Source organism: Curvibacter sp. AEP1-3 (assembly GCF_002163715.1).
GTDB lineage: Bacteria > Pseudomonadota > Gammaproteobacteria > Burkholderiales > Burkholderiaceae_C > Allorhodoferax.
The window spans coordinates 2,526,435-2,540,188 of sequence record NZ_CP015698.1 but is presented as its reverse complement, the minus strand read 5'-3'; the positions used below and the strand labels follow the sequence as shown (position 1 = coordinate 2,540,188).

12 protein-coding genes are annotated in these 13,754 nt (G+C 59.0%); 11 read left to right on the top strand and 1 reads right to left on the bottom strand.

Going from position 1 to position 13,754, the window contains the following annotated elements; translation table 11 throughout:
• Positions 1-59 precede the first annotated feature (59 nt).
• The 6 genes from AEP_RS11850 (at position 60) to AEP_RS21295 (ending at position 5,693) form a co-directional block, all read left to right on the top strand.
• On the top strand, positions 60-542 hold the full coding sequence (locus AEP_RS11850) for a glycine zipper 2TM domain-containing protein (protein WP_087495569.1): 483 nt from the start codon (positions 60-62) through the stop codon (positions 540-542).
• A 159-nt stretch (positions 543-701) separates the two neighbouring features.
• Positions 702-1,517, top strand: coding sequence for a glycine zipper 2TM domain-containing protein (locus AEP_RS11845; protein ID WP_087495568.1), 816 nt, complete (start codon positions 702-704; stop codon positions 1,515-1,517).
• 46 nt (positions 1,518-1,563) lie between these two features.
• Entirely contained in the window at positions 1,564-3,330 is a 1,767-nt protein-coding gene (locus tag AEP_RS11840; RefSeq protein ID WP_232459817.1) for a GspE/PulE family protein, read from the top strand.
• Between the two features lie 2 nt (positions 3,331-3,332).
• Positions 3,333-4,571 (top strand): type II secretion system F family protein, encoded by a 1,239-nt coding sequence (locus AEP_RS11835; protein WP_087495567.1) that lies wholly within the window; start codon positions 3,333-3,335, stop codon positions 4,569-4,571.
• 3 nt (positions 4,572-4,574) lie between these two features.
• Positions 4,575-5,096 (top strand): hypothetical protein, encoded by a 522-nt coding sequence (locus AEP_RS11830; protein ID WP_157673154.1) that lies wholly within the window; start codon positions 4,575-4,577, stop codon positions 5,094-5,096.
• 189 nt (positions 5,097-5,285) lie between these two features.
• Entirely contained in the window at positions 5,286-5,693 is a 408-nt protein-coding gene (locus tag AEP_RS21295) for a pilin (RefSeq protein WP_087495565.1), read from the top strand.
• 80 nt (positions 5,694-5,773) lie between these two features.
• Here AEP_RS21295 and AEP_RS11820 read toward each other — a convergent pair whose 3' ends face one another.
• A complete protein-coding gene (locus AEP_RS11820; protein WP_157673153.1) occupies positions 5,774-7,858 on the bottom strand; it encodes an O-antigen ligase family protein in 2,085 nt (694 codons plus the stop codon).
• A gap of 129 nt (positions 7,859-7,987) precedes the next feature.
• On the opposite strand from AEP_RS11820, the gene AEP_RS21255 reads away from it, so the two are divergent.
• The 5 genes from AEP_RS21255 to AEP_RS11795 are packed head-to-tail and all read left to right on the top strand — an operon-like array spanning position 7,988 to position 13,715.
• Positions 7,988-8,509: a pilus assembly FimT family protein gene (locus AEP_RS21255; RefSeq protein ID WP_087495563.1), complete on the top strand. Its 522-nt coding sequence runs from the start codon at positions 7,988-7,990 to the stop codon at positions 8,507-8,509.
• Positions 8,502-8,939 (top strand): type IV pilus modification PilV family protein, encoded by a 438-nt coding sequence (locus tag AEP_RS11810; protein ID WP_087495562.1) that lies wholly within the window; start codon positions 8,502-8,504, stop codon positions 8,937-8,939. Before AEP_RS21255 ends, AEP_RS11810 begins: the two co-directional genes overlap by 8 nt.
• Before the next feature lie 2 nt (positions 8,940-8,941).
• Entirely contained in the window at positions 8,942-9,841 is a 900-nt protein-coding gene (locus AEP_RS11805) for a PulJ/GspJ family protein (RefSeq protein ID WP_087495561.1), read from the top strand.
• A complete protein-coding gene (locus AEP_RS11800) occupies positions 9,838-10,233 on the top strand; it encodes a hypothetical protein (RefSeq protein ID WP_087495560.1) in 396 nt (131 codons plus the stop codon). Before AEP_RS11805 ends, AEP_RS11800 begins: the two co-directional genes overlap by 4 nt.
• Positions 10,233-13,715, top strand: a complete 3,483-nt coding sequence (locus tag AEP_RS11795) for a DUF6701 domain-containing protein (RefSeq protein WP_087495559.1) — start codon at positions 10,233-10,235, stop codon at positions 13,713-13,715. The genes AEP_RS11800 and AEP_RS11795 overlap by 1 nt, the downstream gene beginning before the upstream one ends.
• Positions 13,716-13,754 lie beyond the last annotated feature (39 nt).

Here is a 13,754-nt window from a genome sequence, read left to right as displayed (position 1 = left end):
CCGGCTGTGTGCTTTTGCGGGGCGGTGTGCGTTGAGTCGGGGTAACTCCAAGGTTCACCATGCACCTCCATCCATTTTTTGGCAATTTCTTAGTCACAGGCTTCATCCGGGCCTTGGCTGCCTGCCTCACGGTAACCGCACCGCTTGCACAATCGCAGCCTCTGGCGGCCGTGGAGCGGAGCGCAGTCTGTAGCGACTGCGGAATCGTTGAATCGACTGCCGAAATCCCTCGTGACATACCCAATAGTGGTGTGGGCGCGGCTATCGGAGCGGCGGTCGGGGGCTTGATCGCCAACAAGATCGGTGGCGAGGAAGGCAAAACCATGGCCACCATCATCGGACTCCTGGGTGGTGTCTGGGCCGGCAACGCCATCGAGAAACAACTCAAGCAAAAACCCGGCTACCGCATCGTGGTGCGCATGCAGGACAACTCACAGCGCACGTTTGAGCAGGAGGTGTCCCTGCCCGTGGGGGCACAGGTACGTGTGCAGGGCGGAGCTTTGGTGCTTATGGAAAGAGAAAGTGCGGTGGAGTCCACCTGAGTTCCCCTGAAACGGCATTTCTCTCATCTACCAGCTTTACCCAGCGTTACAAAACAGATACCTCCCAGCCGGATGGGCTGTGTACCTTCACGCACATTGGGGCGTTAGCTCTTTAGCGGGACCGGTCCGGTTGTCCGTATGGCTGTTTGAAGGAGATGTATGTCGACTGTTTTGTCTCATTCCGTTGCGTCTGCTACCGGGAACAAGGTGTTGTGGGGTGCCATCGGCGTGCTGGGTGTCAGTACCCTCGCGCTGGGAGCCGTCGTTCTGCGCCAGCAGATGGGCCCGTCCCAGCTGGAAGCGCCCCTGGAGGTCGTGGCCATCCACTCACCCGCCACGCCCGCACCCATGGAGTCCGTGCAGGCGCCCACGGCCGCTGTAGTGCCTGCAGTCAACCCTGTCGTTTCGGATAAAAAAGTGCCATCGGCGCCCGCCAAACATGCGCAGACAGCTCCTAAATCAGTAGCAAATCAAGGGGCGGCCAAGGTGTCTGCGCCGGTCGTGACGCCGGTAGCGGGTGTGCCGGTCGCCAATAGTGCGCCTGTGGCGGCGGCACCTGTGCCCGTTCAGGCTCCTGTGCAGCTTCCCGCCAAAGTCGTGTGCGCCACGTGCGGCGTGGTCGAAAGTGTGACGCCCATTCAGCGCGAAAGTGCCAACCCCAGTGGCGCGGGCGCAGTTGCAGGCGCGGTGCTGGGTGGTCTGGTGGGCAACCAGTTCGGCGGCGGTGACGGCAAAGCCCTGGCCACCATTGCCGGTGTGTTGGGCGGTGGCTGGGCCGGGAACACCGTGGAAAAGCGCCTGAAAAAAGACACGGTCTATATGGTTGAAGTACGCATGGAAGACGGCAGCGTTCGCACCATCGAGCAGGCGAATAGCGCCAGCGTCGGTCAGCATGTGACGGTGGAGGGCAACAGCATTACCCCGGCGCGCAACCCGGCTGAGCGGAATCCCGCCCCTTTTAACAGCGCTACATAAATGGTTCGCGTGCTATTATTTTTGCAAACCGCAAAAGGAATAGCGCATGAACATGGCAACGGCAGCGCCCGGTGCGCCGGACGGTCCACGTCCTCCCTCGGGCCGCCCTGAGAAACTGCGTTTGGGCGATGTGCTGGTTCAGCAAAAGCTGATCTCGCAGGAGCAACTGCAACAGACCCTGGACCTGCAGCGCACCACCGGCAAGAAGGTGGGGCGCCTGCTGATTGAAACCGGCGTCATCACCGAAGAGTTGCTGGCTAACGGATTGGCACGGCAGCTGCGCATTCCCTTCGTCAACCTCAAGACCTTCCCCTTCCGCGCTGACGTGGTCAAGCTGCTGCCCGAGGCCGCGGCGCGCCGCTTCAAGGCACTGGCTTTGGAAGACAAGGGCGATACCTTGCTGGTGGCCTTGGCCGACCCCTTGGATTTGTTCGCCTACGACGAGCTCACCCGCCTGCTCAAGCGCAATATCAGCATTGCCGCCGTGCCGGAAAGCCAGCTGGCGCTCGCCTTCGACCGCCTCTACCGCCGCACCGAGGAAATCAGTGGCTTGGCCCGCGCCCTCGAAAAAGACCTGGGCGATGCGGTGGACTTCGGTGAGCTGACCGCCAGTGTGGGCCTGGAAGGCGCGCCGGTGGTGCGCTTGCTGCAATCCTTGTTTGAAGACGCCATGCAAGTCGGGGCATCCGACGTCCATATCGAACCGCAAGAAGGCTTTTTGCAGATCCGCGTGCGGGTGGACGGTGTCCTCCAAACCCAAACGCAAGCCGACAAGCGCATCGGCGGGGCGCTGGCCCAGCGCCTCAAGCTGATGGCGGGGCTGGATATCTCTGAAAAGCGCTTGCCGCAGGACGGCCGCTTCTCGGTGCGTTTGAAGGACAACACCATCGACGTGCGTCTGTCCACCTTGCCCACCACCTATGGCGAGTCGGCAGTGATGCGTCTGCTGAACCAGGGTGCCGGCATGCGGCGCCTGGACACCATCGGCATGCCTGCGGACATGCTCAAGCGCTTCCGTGAAGTGCTGACCCGCTCCTCGGGCATGGTGCTGGTCACCGGTCCCACAGGCTCCGGCAAAACCACTACCTTGTACGCTGCGTTGGCGGAAATCAACGCTGCGGAACTCAAGGTCATCACGGTGGAAGATCCGGTGGAATACCGCCTGCCTGCCATCACGCAGGTGCAGGTCAATGACAAGATTGAGCTCACCTTTGCGCGTGTGTTGCGCGCTTGTTTGCGACAGGATCCGGACGTTATTCTGGTTGGTGAAATGCGCGACGCGGAGACGGCAGAAATTGGCCTGCGTGCTGCCATTACCGGCCATTTGGTGCTCTCTACGCTGCATACGCGCGATGCGATCAGCACCCCCTTCCGTTTGCTGGATATGGGTGTGCCGCCTTTCATGGTGGCTACCTCCTTGCAGGCCGTTATTGCGCAGCGTCTGGTGCGGCTCAATTGCCAGGATTGCCTGGCCCCCCATACACCCACGCCGCAAGAGCAGTCGTGGCTGGAGTCCATGCTGGAGCCGGGTGACACCGTAGCGCCCAAGCGCGGCTTGGGTTGCTCCACATGCAACGGCACGGGCTATTCCGGCCGGCAAGGGGTGTATGAATTGCTGGAGATGGACGCCGCCCTCACCCACGCAGCATCGCACAGCGACCCTGCCGGCTTCTTGCGGACTGCACGGGAGCGCATGAAGGGCCACACCATGGCCTTCCATGCATTGCAGATGGTGCGTGCAGGCAAGACCTCATTGGCTGAGGCCTTGCGCATTGGCTTCGATGCCGATGACGACGAAGCCATGGTGGGCTGAAGATGGCCATTTACGACTGGCGCGGACGCAATAACCGGGGCGAGGCTGTCAGCGGCCAGCTCGACGCCATGACGGAGGGCGGAGTAGCCGATCAGCTGCTGTCCATCGGTGTGGCACCGGTGCACATTGCCTTGGCCAAGGCCGTAGAGAGCAAGGAGAAAAAAGACCCGCTTGCGTTCCTCACCCGCAAGCCGGTGGACGTGGAAGACCTGTTGATTTTTTCGAGGCAGATGTACACGCTCAACAAGGCGGGTGTCCCCATTTTGCGAGCCTTTGCGGGGCTGGAGGCCTCGGCGACCAAGCCGGCGATGGTGGAACTGCTCAAGGACGTGCGCTCCAGCCTGGACCAGGGGCGGGAGCTATCGGCTGCGCTGGCGCGCCACAGCGCGCTCTTCGGTAACTTCTACATCGCCATGATCCGCGTGGGTGAGATGACGGGCCGCCTGACCGAGGTGTTCTTGCGCCTGAATGAACACATGGAGTTCGAGCGTGACGTGCGCGAGCGCATCAAGCAGGCCATGCGTTACCCCAGCTTTGTGATGATCGCGATGGCGGCCGCCATCGTGATCCTCAACATCTTTGTGATACCGGTGTTCGCCAAGGTATTCGCCGGTTTCAACAGCGAACTGCCGCTGATTACGCGGGGTTTGCTCGGCTTTTCGAACTGGATGATCAACTGGTGGCCCATGTTGCTGGCTGTTGTGGCAGGGGCGGTGGTGGGCATACGCGCTTACCTGCGCACTCCCGCCGGCCGCTACCGCTGGGATGCCCGCAAGCTCAAGCTTCCCATTGTGGGAGACATCATTCTCAAGGCAACCTTGGCCCGTTTTGCCCGCAGCTTTGCCTTGTCCAGCCAGAGCGGTGTGCCGCTGGTGCAGGCCCTGACCGTGGTGGCGCAAACGGTGGACAACGCCTTTATCGGTGCCCGTATTGAGCAGATGCGGGACGGCATTGAACGGGGCGAAAGCATTTCCCGTTGTGCGGCGGCCACAGGTGTGTTCACTCCAGTCGTCCTGCAAATGATCAACGTGGGCGAAGAGACCGGCGAGCTTGACAACCTGCTGTTTGAGATTGCCGGCATGTACGAGCGGGAAACGGACTACAGCATCAAGGGCCTGTCGGCTGCCATCGAACCGGTGCTACTGGCTGTGATTGGCGTGTTGGTGTTGCTGCTGGCTTTGGGCGTGTTTCTGCCTTTGTGGAACATGGGCCAGGCCGCCATGGGCAAGGGCGGGGGCTAGCCAATGGCAACGGCCTACATACCTGAGGGGCCGCGTCCGGTCTGGAGCACACGCTGGGTGGAGTGGGGGCTGCTGGCGCTCTGCATTGCCGTGGTCATGGGAGTTCTATGGCGTTATGGCCAGCAGGTACGTGCCCAGTCAGAGAGAGCCGCAGTCCAGAGTACGCTAGGCGCCCTGCGAACCGCGCTGGTGCTGGACTACGTGCACCGCATGATTCCCGCTTCAAGCAAAGCCAAGGCCGTAGCCCCTACCTCTGCGTCGCTGCCCAACCCCTTTGACTTGCTACAACAACCGGCTGCCAATTACGCAGGCGAAGTACCGGCCGCTCTGTTGCAAGAGGTGGCGCCCGGTCGGTGGGTGTTTGATAAGCGCTGTGGATGTGTGGGGTACAAGCCGCAGGACATCAGTGCTTTGGATACGCCGGCGGGCAGCCAAGCGGTGTGGTTTACGGTAGAAACCACGGGCGCCGCACCCCAACTCCGGCCCATACAGTCTTACATGTGGGCGGGACTGCCCCTTGAATAGCCCGGTGCGCGCGTTAACGCGAGGAATACAAATTTGTGAAAAGCTTTGAAAAGACTTGCACTTATTGCATAAACCTCAAGCACAGAATTACATCATTGGCCTAGAATTAGTCACGAAGCGAAGTCGGAACCGGTTCTTTTGACGGGCACCCGATCTCAGACTCACATATTTCCCTGAAAGGTGGACTCCATGAAACAAGTACAACGCGGCTTTACATTGATTGAGTTGGTGATGGTGATCGTGATTCTGGGCATCCTGGCCGCAGTCGCGATTCCGAAGTTTGTGGATTTGTCATCCGACGCGCGAGCAGCTTCTGTGGCCGGCGTCGCGGGTGCATTGTCGTCCGGCTCGGCAATTAACTATGCGTCTTTTTCCGCAAGAGGCCTTACAGGTACAGGTGTCGTGTCAGTCAATTCATGCGATGACGCAAAAACCACCTTGCAAGGCTCGAATTTTCCAACAAGCGGTGGAACCTATTCGACCCCAGCGACGAATTTCAACAATACCGCTGGCACATCCAATTCCTGTGTGCTGACTTTGACTCCTACCAGCGGATCGGCTGTAACCGCCTCGTTTACTGCAATCACAGTACGTTGATTTCCTGTGGCGAAAGCCACGTGAAACTCAGGAAAAAGCCAGTGAGGGCAACCTCACTGGCTTTTCTTTTGGACAGAGGTTTAGCGGCTCAGCATGCGTTCACGCCACGCCTGTGGTGCCAGCTGGAAAACATCCGCCTGCGCACTGGCTTCGCTGGGCCAGCCCTGGACCCATAAGCGAAAGGCCCGGGTGGTGAGCGACTCATTTTTGTTTTCCAACCCTATGGCCAGTGCGAATCGGACCAGGTCGTATTCGACCTTGCCATCGTCAAAATAGTGCTTGAGTTGCAGTGCTGCTTGGTCGTCGTGCCCCGCCCGCCGTAGCAAGAGTATGCCCAAGGCGCGGGTGCGTGGGGCATCGGGTTGCAAAGATCGTAGGGCGTCAAACGCGGCTTGGGCCTCTGCTGCCTTTTTCAGGCCAGAGTTGAGCAACACCCGATTGGCATGCACATCAGGAATATACGGGCGTGACGCTGCGACCGAGTCCTGGGCCCAGAGTGCCGCTTCCAAATTTCCTGTCAACGCAAACTGGTCTGCCGCAATCGAAGTGAGTTTGCGGTAGTGCGGGTGAATGGCAACGCCTTCCTTCAGCAGGGCAAACGCTTCTATTTGCAAGGCTTCCCGCTGTGCGGCAGGCATGTCCGGTTCGGATACTAGGCGATTCAGGGCTTGGACACTGCGCACGATGTATTGTTCCGCGCGCATGCCCTGTACGCTGACCAATACACTGAACAGCAATACGACTCCCAACCCTGCCAGGGCAATGCTCCAACCGCGATGCGCCAAAGGCCTGCCTGGACGGGACGTAGACCAACTTAGGAGGGCCAATGCCACGACTAACATGGCGCCACTGCTGGCCAGTCGCCATGGGAAACCGGCATTACTCACAAGAAACAGGCCAAGCAGGCTGCACAAGGCCATTGCTTGCAGCGCTGCTTGCTGCCCTGCATGGCCCCGCACGGGGGAAATCCAGACGCGCTGGGCGCTCAGAATCAGGTAGGCCAGCAACACCGCCAACGTGCCTCCACCTACCAGCAGGCCGTACTCTCCTAGCAGTTGCAAAAACTCATTGTGGGCGTAAAAGTCGGTTTCCAGTGAGTTGTTCCAGCCTTGGTACAACGGAATGTGGACCTCCCAGGCACCCGCGCCAACACCGGTCCAGGGGTGAGCCATCATCATCCGGGCGGTAGATCGCCACATGCTGGCGCGCACCGAGAAAGAGCCGGTCGTGTATTCCGCTTTGCGGGCCACTGAGCCCGCACGTAACAGGCTGCGCTCTAGAGGGCTCACGGCGGGGCCCTCCGCTAGCAGGGTCCGGTTGGCAGTGGGTAGCGCGCCCAAGCCGAGCAAACCTGCCACCAGCACGGTGGCAACAGAGAGTTTGGAACCTCTGCTCCAGCGCCGCACTACCAGCGCATGGCGGAAACGCCAAAGCCCGAATGCCACGAGCGGCAATACCAATCCCGCTGTCAACAGCGCGGAGCGGGTGCCGGTCATCATGAGCGCGACGATGTTGAAGGCCAGCGACAGTGCCATCAGCTGGCGCCAGAGGGGCGTCTTCAACTGCACCAACAGGTAGGCGGAAAGGGGCAGCGTGCAAATCAGGTATTCCGCATAAAAGTTGCGGTTGGCAAAGGTGGATGCCGGTACAGCCACTTGTGGAAACCAATCCATATCACCCCAAAACTGTGCCGCCGCCCACATGGATGCGCCTACCGCTCCGAGGTGCATGCCCCCTAACAAAATGGGTAGGGTTTTCGAGTTAAGGACCAGCAAAGTGAGCCATAACAGCAGTCCCAACAAAGCCCAACGGCATGCCTCCACAGCTGCCAGATAGCTGTGGGACCAGGCCATGCTGCCTAATGCGTAAATGCTGAGAACTGTCGGGAACAGCAGCAAACCATGCACCTGGAGTACGCCGGTCTCTTTGGTTTGCAGTTTGGACCACACGAACGCGAGGGCGGCACCAATCACCCCCAAGGCCAGGAGTGCTGACTTCAGTGTGTCCTGCAACACCCACTCCCCGGGAATGCCGGATATGGGCACCAATACAAGAGTCACTGCCAGAATCCATGCCGCCAAACGGGAACTTGCAGGTGTCTGCGGTCTCTCATCACCGGAAAAGCGGCTGTTTTCGGGCGACTGGACGGCCGGTGTTTCGGGCATAGTGCGAATAAGCTTTGCGCGTGAGCTGCCTGTGCATTGCATCACCGGCATTTGATGGTTAAATCTGCCTCTGGCGCCGGTAAACAGTGCGCGAGAAGCTCCTAAAAACATAGCGACTCTAACCCATTCATGTCTCCAGAATTGACCGCAGCCTGTCCTGAATCGAAGTTGGCCGCCCTTTGCCGGAGCGGTCAAGTCGGCTTCACGCTGGTGGAGCTGGTGATGGTCATTGTCTTGCTGGGGATTCTGGCCGTTTATGCCGTGCCGCGCATATTGAATTCGGGTGATTTCTATGCTCGGGGTTTTCACGACCAGTCGATGGCCTACTTGCGCTATGCGCAAAAAACGGCCATTGCGCAGCGCCGTACCGTATGTGTGACTTTGGGTAGCAACGCCATCAGTTTGCGTATTGCAAACACGGCGGGCAGCAACACCTGCAGTTCTGCCTTGGCGGGCCCTGCCGGTGAAGCCGGTCTCAGCGCACGCAGCGGAGTGGCGTTCAGCGTTACCCCGACCAGTTTCAATTTCGATGCACTAGGCCAGCCGGTGAATAGCAGCACCGGTGCTGCTGCTGCGACCCAGACTTTGCAGGTTGCTAACGTCACCAGATCCATCACGATTGAGGCCGTCACTGGGTATGTGCATGAATAGCCCCCACCGTCATGCCGGCTTCACGCTGATCGAACTGATCATCTTCATCGTGGTGGTGAGTGCCGGGTTGGCAGGCATTTTGTCGGTGATGAACACCACGGTGAAATCCAGCGCGGACCCGATGGTGCGCAAGCAGGCGATTGCAGTTGCCGAATCTGTACTGGAAGAAGTGCTTCAAAAAGCCTATGCCGATCCGGACGACACGCCGGCGGTGGTGGAGGCTAATCGCACGCTTTGGGACAACGTCGACGACTACAACGGAAAGACCGAAGCAGACTTCGCGCTGCCAGCGGCGGTATCGGCCTATTCGGTCCGCATTGCGGTGACTGATGGCAGCGCTGCGTTGGGTATTGCAGCCAGAAGAGTTTCGGTCACGGTGAGCAGAGGCCCGGAGTCCATCACCCTGACCGGTTACCGGACAAACTACTGACCATGGCACGCACGCCCTTTGTCCCCCGGCAGCGCGGTTTCACTTTGGTGGAGCTGGTGATGGTGATCGTCATCCTCGGCATCGTGGGCGGCATGGTGGCGGTATTCATGCGTGCGCCCATCGAAGCCTACTTTGACAGCGGGCGGCGGGCGGCGTTGACGGACGTGGCGGACACCGCGGTACGTCGTATGTCGCGCGACCTGCGCAAAGCACTGCCGAATAGCATCAGGACGTCCACCGTCATTGGTTCTGACACCTGCCTGGAGTTCATTCCCACGCGCACGGGTGCGCGGTACCGCGAGCAGAACCGGGGGGCGAGTGATAGCGTCGGACTGGGGCTGAACTTTGCCGCAGCCGACGACAAATTCAACATGCTGGGCCGCAACGCGGATTGGAGCGCGGACCAGCAAATCAGAACCAATGACCTGATTGCGATTTACAACCTCGGCATTACGGGTGCTACCGCCTACAACGGCGACAACGTGGCCCGCGTCAGCAACTTGGCATCTGACATCAGCAGTGGCACGGAGGAAACCACCATTACGTTGGCTGCCGCCAAGCAATTTCCGTTGGAGTCCGGCACCCGGCGGTTTCATGTGATCCCTGTTGAAGAGAATGTGGTGGCCTATGTGTGCACAGGTGGCACCTTGCGTCGTTTGGCGACCCCAGGGCTCACTACTGGAACAGCGCCTCTTTTTACCAACAGCGCGACGAGCTTCTGCGGCACCACGGCCCAACTGGCTAGCGCGCCCGTTATTGCCAATAATCTGTCTTCCTGCGCATTCACCTACAACGGCAGCGATTTACAGCGCAATGGACTCGTACAAGTTTCCTTGGGGATCACCCGCGACGGCGAGACGGTCAACTTGTTCCACCTGATCAACGTGAATAACACGCCATGAAAATGACATCGCGCCACCAACACGGCTTTGCAGCCATTGCGGCCATTTTTCTGGTGGTGATCTTGGCTGCGCTGGGGGGCTTTATGGTCACTTTTTCCAACGCCCAGCAGCTGACGTCTGCACAAGACTTGCAAGGCTCCCGCGCGTATTGGGCAGCGCGTGCCGGCTTGGGTTGGGGGGTGGCGCAAGTCACTGCCAGTCCTGCCAACTGTCCAACCGGTGCTCCGGCCAGCGTGGAAGGCTTTGTTCTCACAGTGACCTGCAGTCGCTCGACTTACGTCGATGGTGTCGACACCATCGTGGTCTACCGGTTTGAGTCCAAGGCCAGTGCAGGCGCTTCAGGTAGCGGCACATATGTGGAACGCAGCGTCAGTGCTGCGGTGGAGATGTGATGATTCAATTCTGCCGAGCGCTCCTATGGTTCCGGTCCACCATGCGCTCCAGTCTGGTGTGGGTAGGCTTGTCGTGCGCAGCATTGCCCGCCATGGCGGTGAACTATGTGTTCCCCGGTAACCTCCCCGCCGCGTGTACCGCAAGCGGGTCCAACTACACCTGTACCGGCTTCTCCTTCGCCAACGGCGACACCGTCACGATCAACGCACCCAAGCCCGCCACCATCACTGTCAATGGCAACCTGTCCACTGACAATGCAGTAATCAACTCGGCGGGCAATGCTGCAGATCTCAGCCTCGTCGTCACCGGTACTTTGACTACGGGATATCAGGCCAATATCAAGGCCAATATCCAGGCCGGAAGCGTCAACGACAGTGGCGGGCAAGCCACTTTCGGCGGCTCCATTGCGGCCTCTTCTGGAAACGTGCTGCTGGGATACCGGACGACGGCAGCCGGTAATGTGTCATCCACCACAGGGTCCATTACTGTGGGGACTGAGGCGGTGATTTCGGGGGATCTGACCAGCACCGGAGGTGGTGCAGTCACTGTCAAGTTCAAATCTCAAGTGACCGGAACTGTCAGTACGAGTGGCCCTATCTCCATCGAGAACGAATCACAGATTGGTGGCTCGGTGACCGGCGGTACCGGCGCTATCCAGGTGCAATTCAAGGCGCGGGTCACGGGGTCTGTGTCCAGTACCTCTGGAACCATTCTGATGGACAACGAAACCGTAGCCGGTGCGTGTGTGCGGTCTACTGGTTCTGCGGGAATTACTTTGAATTACCGCTCCAGTGTCAACAGCGTTTGCTGCGGTTCTACCTGTGGCAATAGCTGTGTCACGAACAACAGCACATTTGCCATGCCAGCCGCTTGTGCCGTACCCCAGACTTGTGTGGTGGATTCCTTTGCGAGTGGGACGCTGGATACATCCTTGTGGAATGCGCTGACCCTTTCCGGGCCGTTCACTCCACAAGTTGTCACGGTCAACAGCCAGAAGCGGCTCAGGCTGACCGACAACAGGGGCAGTGAAGCCACCATGGTGCAGCTGAAGAAATGGTTCCCTGCTGCGGGGAATAAAGCCGTCATTCAGTTCGACCACTATGTCTACGGAGGCAATGGCGCAGACGGGGTCGTCGTCGTGTTTTCTGATGCCAGCGTATCGCCCGCTCCGGGAGGTGCCGGGGGCTCACTGGGTTACGCCCAACTACTCTCCACTTCAGGTTTCTCGGGTGGGTGGATGGGGGTGGGTATCGATGAGTACGGTAATTTTCCAAACAGCAATGAAGGCCGATTGGGTTATCCGGCCGGGTGGACAGCGCCGGCTGGCGCCAACACAGCAGCAGGCTTTAGAGCCAACAGTGTCGCGGTGCGCGGTAGCGGGTCCGGGACTTCAGGTTACCGCTTGCTTGCCAATTCAGGGACGCTCAGTCCTGCCATATGGAGCAACTCAAACACCTCCAGTAGCGGCCATCGCTATCGAATCACGATTGACAATTCCAACAATGTGAACGCGTATGTCACCGTGGAACGAGACACCACGTTGACCGGCAACAGTTATGCGACCGTCATCCCAAGATTCGACATCCTGGGTGCCAATAGCGGGCAAGCGACGATTCCTGCCAATCTTTTGATGTCACTCACTGGAGGAACCGGTGGCCTTAACAACATTCACGAACTAGCAAACCTGAGTATTTGCGCCACGTACATCAATGAGCCAGGCAATTCCTCTGCCGCCAATTCGTTTGATTGCTTGGAGACAGGTACGAATCTGCCCTGGGTGTCGTCGAATAGTTCAACGGTGAAGCCGCTGTATACGAAACTTACATCCACCAATTTCACGTTTGACGTGGCGGCTTTGAAAACGGACGGAACACTGGAGAGCAACTACGTCGCTGCCGGTGGAAATACCAAATACGTTCTCGCTGAGCTGTTTGACAACACGACGCCGGCTGCAAGTTGCAGTGCATATTCCGGTCCGGTCGCCTCTCAAGTCGTGACCTTTGCTTCCGGTACCTTCTCTGGAGCAGCCGGGCGTGCGAAGACGGGTAACTTCATTATTGCGACGGCGCGCAGCAAGCTCCTGTGTCGGGTGAAAGAGTGCACGACCAGTGCCTGTACAGCGTTCACCAGTGTGTCGCCCGCGTGTTCCACTGACCAGTTTTCCGTCCGTCCCCAGCAGCTCACCATTACAGCGCCCACCATGAGCAATGCTGCGCTGACCGGTGCGCCTTCAGCCAAGGCTGGTACCGCATTCGCCTTGGATGCAGCAGCCGGCGTCTCCTCCGGCTACACCGGAACGCCTTCGATCGATATGACCAAGGTGGTGGACCACAACGCTGCGGTGATAGCCAACGGCACATTGAGCGGCAGCTTCGCTGCCGGTACCGGCACCAAAGCGACCGGCAGCTCCTTTGCGTACCAAGACGTAGGAAATATCCAGTTCCAGGCGAATGCCGTGGTCGACAGCACATTTACCAGTATTGACCAGTCCAATTCGGGCTGCATTGCCGGCAGCACGTCCAATACCCTCAGCGGCGGCAAATATGGCTGCAACATCGGCAGTGCTGCCTCCGCCAAACTGGGGCGTTGGTACCCAAGCCATTACTCTTTCACCGGCACCATCACCCCCAGTTGCTCGGCCGGCGGATTTACCTATATGGATGAAGATGCTTTGGGCGTGTTGCTCACTATCAAGGCCCATGCCTCCAGTGGTGGCACGGCATCGGCGACCGACCCGGTGGTCAGCCGTTACACCACCGGGTACACCAACCTTGCATCAGTGACCATCAGTGGTGACAACGGTGGCACCGCAGTGGCAACCTCCAGGATTGGTAGTCCTGATTTTCCGACGATGCCGAACAAGGCACTTTGGAATGAGGGTCAGTGGGTAATAAATAACAGCTACGCGTTCAGCAAGCTGGTTTCGCCGGACGGACCCTATGACAGCTTCAAGCTCAAAGCAGCCATTGCAGACACTGATGGAAGTACGTTCATCAATGCGACCAACGAGACCGGCACCACTCGCATTCGTTATGGCCAGTTGCGGATGTCCAATGTATACGGCTCGGAGTTGATGAGCCTGCCTGTCCCCTTGGAAGCCCGCTATTGGAATGGCGCGTTTTATGTAACTAACACCCTGGACAGTTGCACCACACTGAATCTCTCCAGCATCGCCATGTCCGGCTTTACCGGGAATCTCGCTGCCTGTGAAACGCAAATTTCACCCACGACGGCGCAAACCCTGTCGAACGGAAAGTTGTCCGGCAACGGTTTGGTCCTCAGCAAACCCGGCCAAGGAAACAGTGGCAGCGTGCAACTGACCATGAATGTAGGAAGCACGGCATCCGGAAGTACTTGCGTATCCAGTACCTCCAGTTCGGCCACCGCCGCCAATCGCCCGTGGTTCGGTAGCAACCCCACCGCCAAGGCAACTTTCGGGGTGTACAAGAGTCCCTTGATCTACCTGCGTGAAAACTACTGAAAACCGCAATTCATCAATTGACTTGAAAAACCGGCCAAA

Excerpts from the sequence above, each read along its gene's own strand:
- AEP_RS11850 (WP_087495569.1), top strand. The coding sequence starts at position 60 with ATGCACCTCCATCCATTTTTTGGCAATTTCTTAGTCACAGGCTTCATC.
- AEP_RS11845 (WP_087495568.1), top strand. The coding sequence starts at position 702 with ATGTCGACTGTTTTGTCTCATTCCGTTGCGTCTGCTACCGGGAACAAG.
- AEP_RS11840 (WP_232459817.1), top strand. The coding sequence starts at position 1,564 with ATGAACATGGCAACGGCAGCGCCCGGTGCGCCGGACGGTCCACGTCCT.
- AEP_RS11835 (WP_087495567.1), top strand. The coding sequence starts at position 3,333 with ATGGCCATTTACGACTGGCGCGGACGCAATAACCGGGGCGAGGCTGTC.
- AEP_RS11830 (WP_157673154.1), top strand. The coding sequence starts at position 4,575 with ATGGCAACGGCCTACATACCTGAGGGGCCGCGTCCGGTCTGGAGCACA.
- AEP_RS21295 (WP_087495565.1), top strand. The coding sequence starts at position 5,286 with ATGAAACAAGTACAACGCGGCTTTACATTGATTGAGTTGGTGATGGTG.
- AEP_RS11820 (WP_157673153.1), bottom strand. The coding sequence starts at position 7,858 with ATGCCCGAAACACCGGCCGTCCAGTCGCCCGAAAACAGCCGCTTTTCC.
- AEP_RS21255 (WP_087495563.1), top strand. The coding sequence starts at position 7,988 with ATGTCTCCAGAATTGACCGCAGCCTGTCCTGAATCGAAGTTGGCCGCC.
- AEP_RS11810 (WP_087495562.1), top strand. The coding sequence starts at position 8,502 with ATGAATAGCCCCCACCGTCATGCCGGCTTCACGCTGATCGAACTGATC.
- AEP_RS11805 (WP_087495561.1), top strand. The coding sequence starts at position 8,942 with ATGGCACGCACGCCCTTTGTCCCCCGGCAGCGCGGTTTCACTTTGGTG.
- AEP_RS11800 (WP_087495560.1), top strand. The coding sequence starts at position 9,838 with ATGAAAATGACATCGCGCCACCAACACGGCTTTGCAGCCATTGCGGCC.
- AEP_RS11795 (WP_087495559.1), top strand. The coding sequence starts at position 10,233 with ATGATTCAATTCTGCCGAGCGCTCCTATGGTTCCGGTCCACCATGCGC.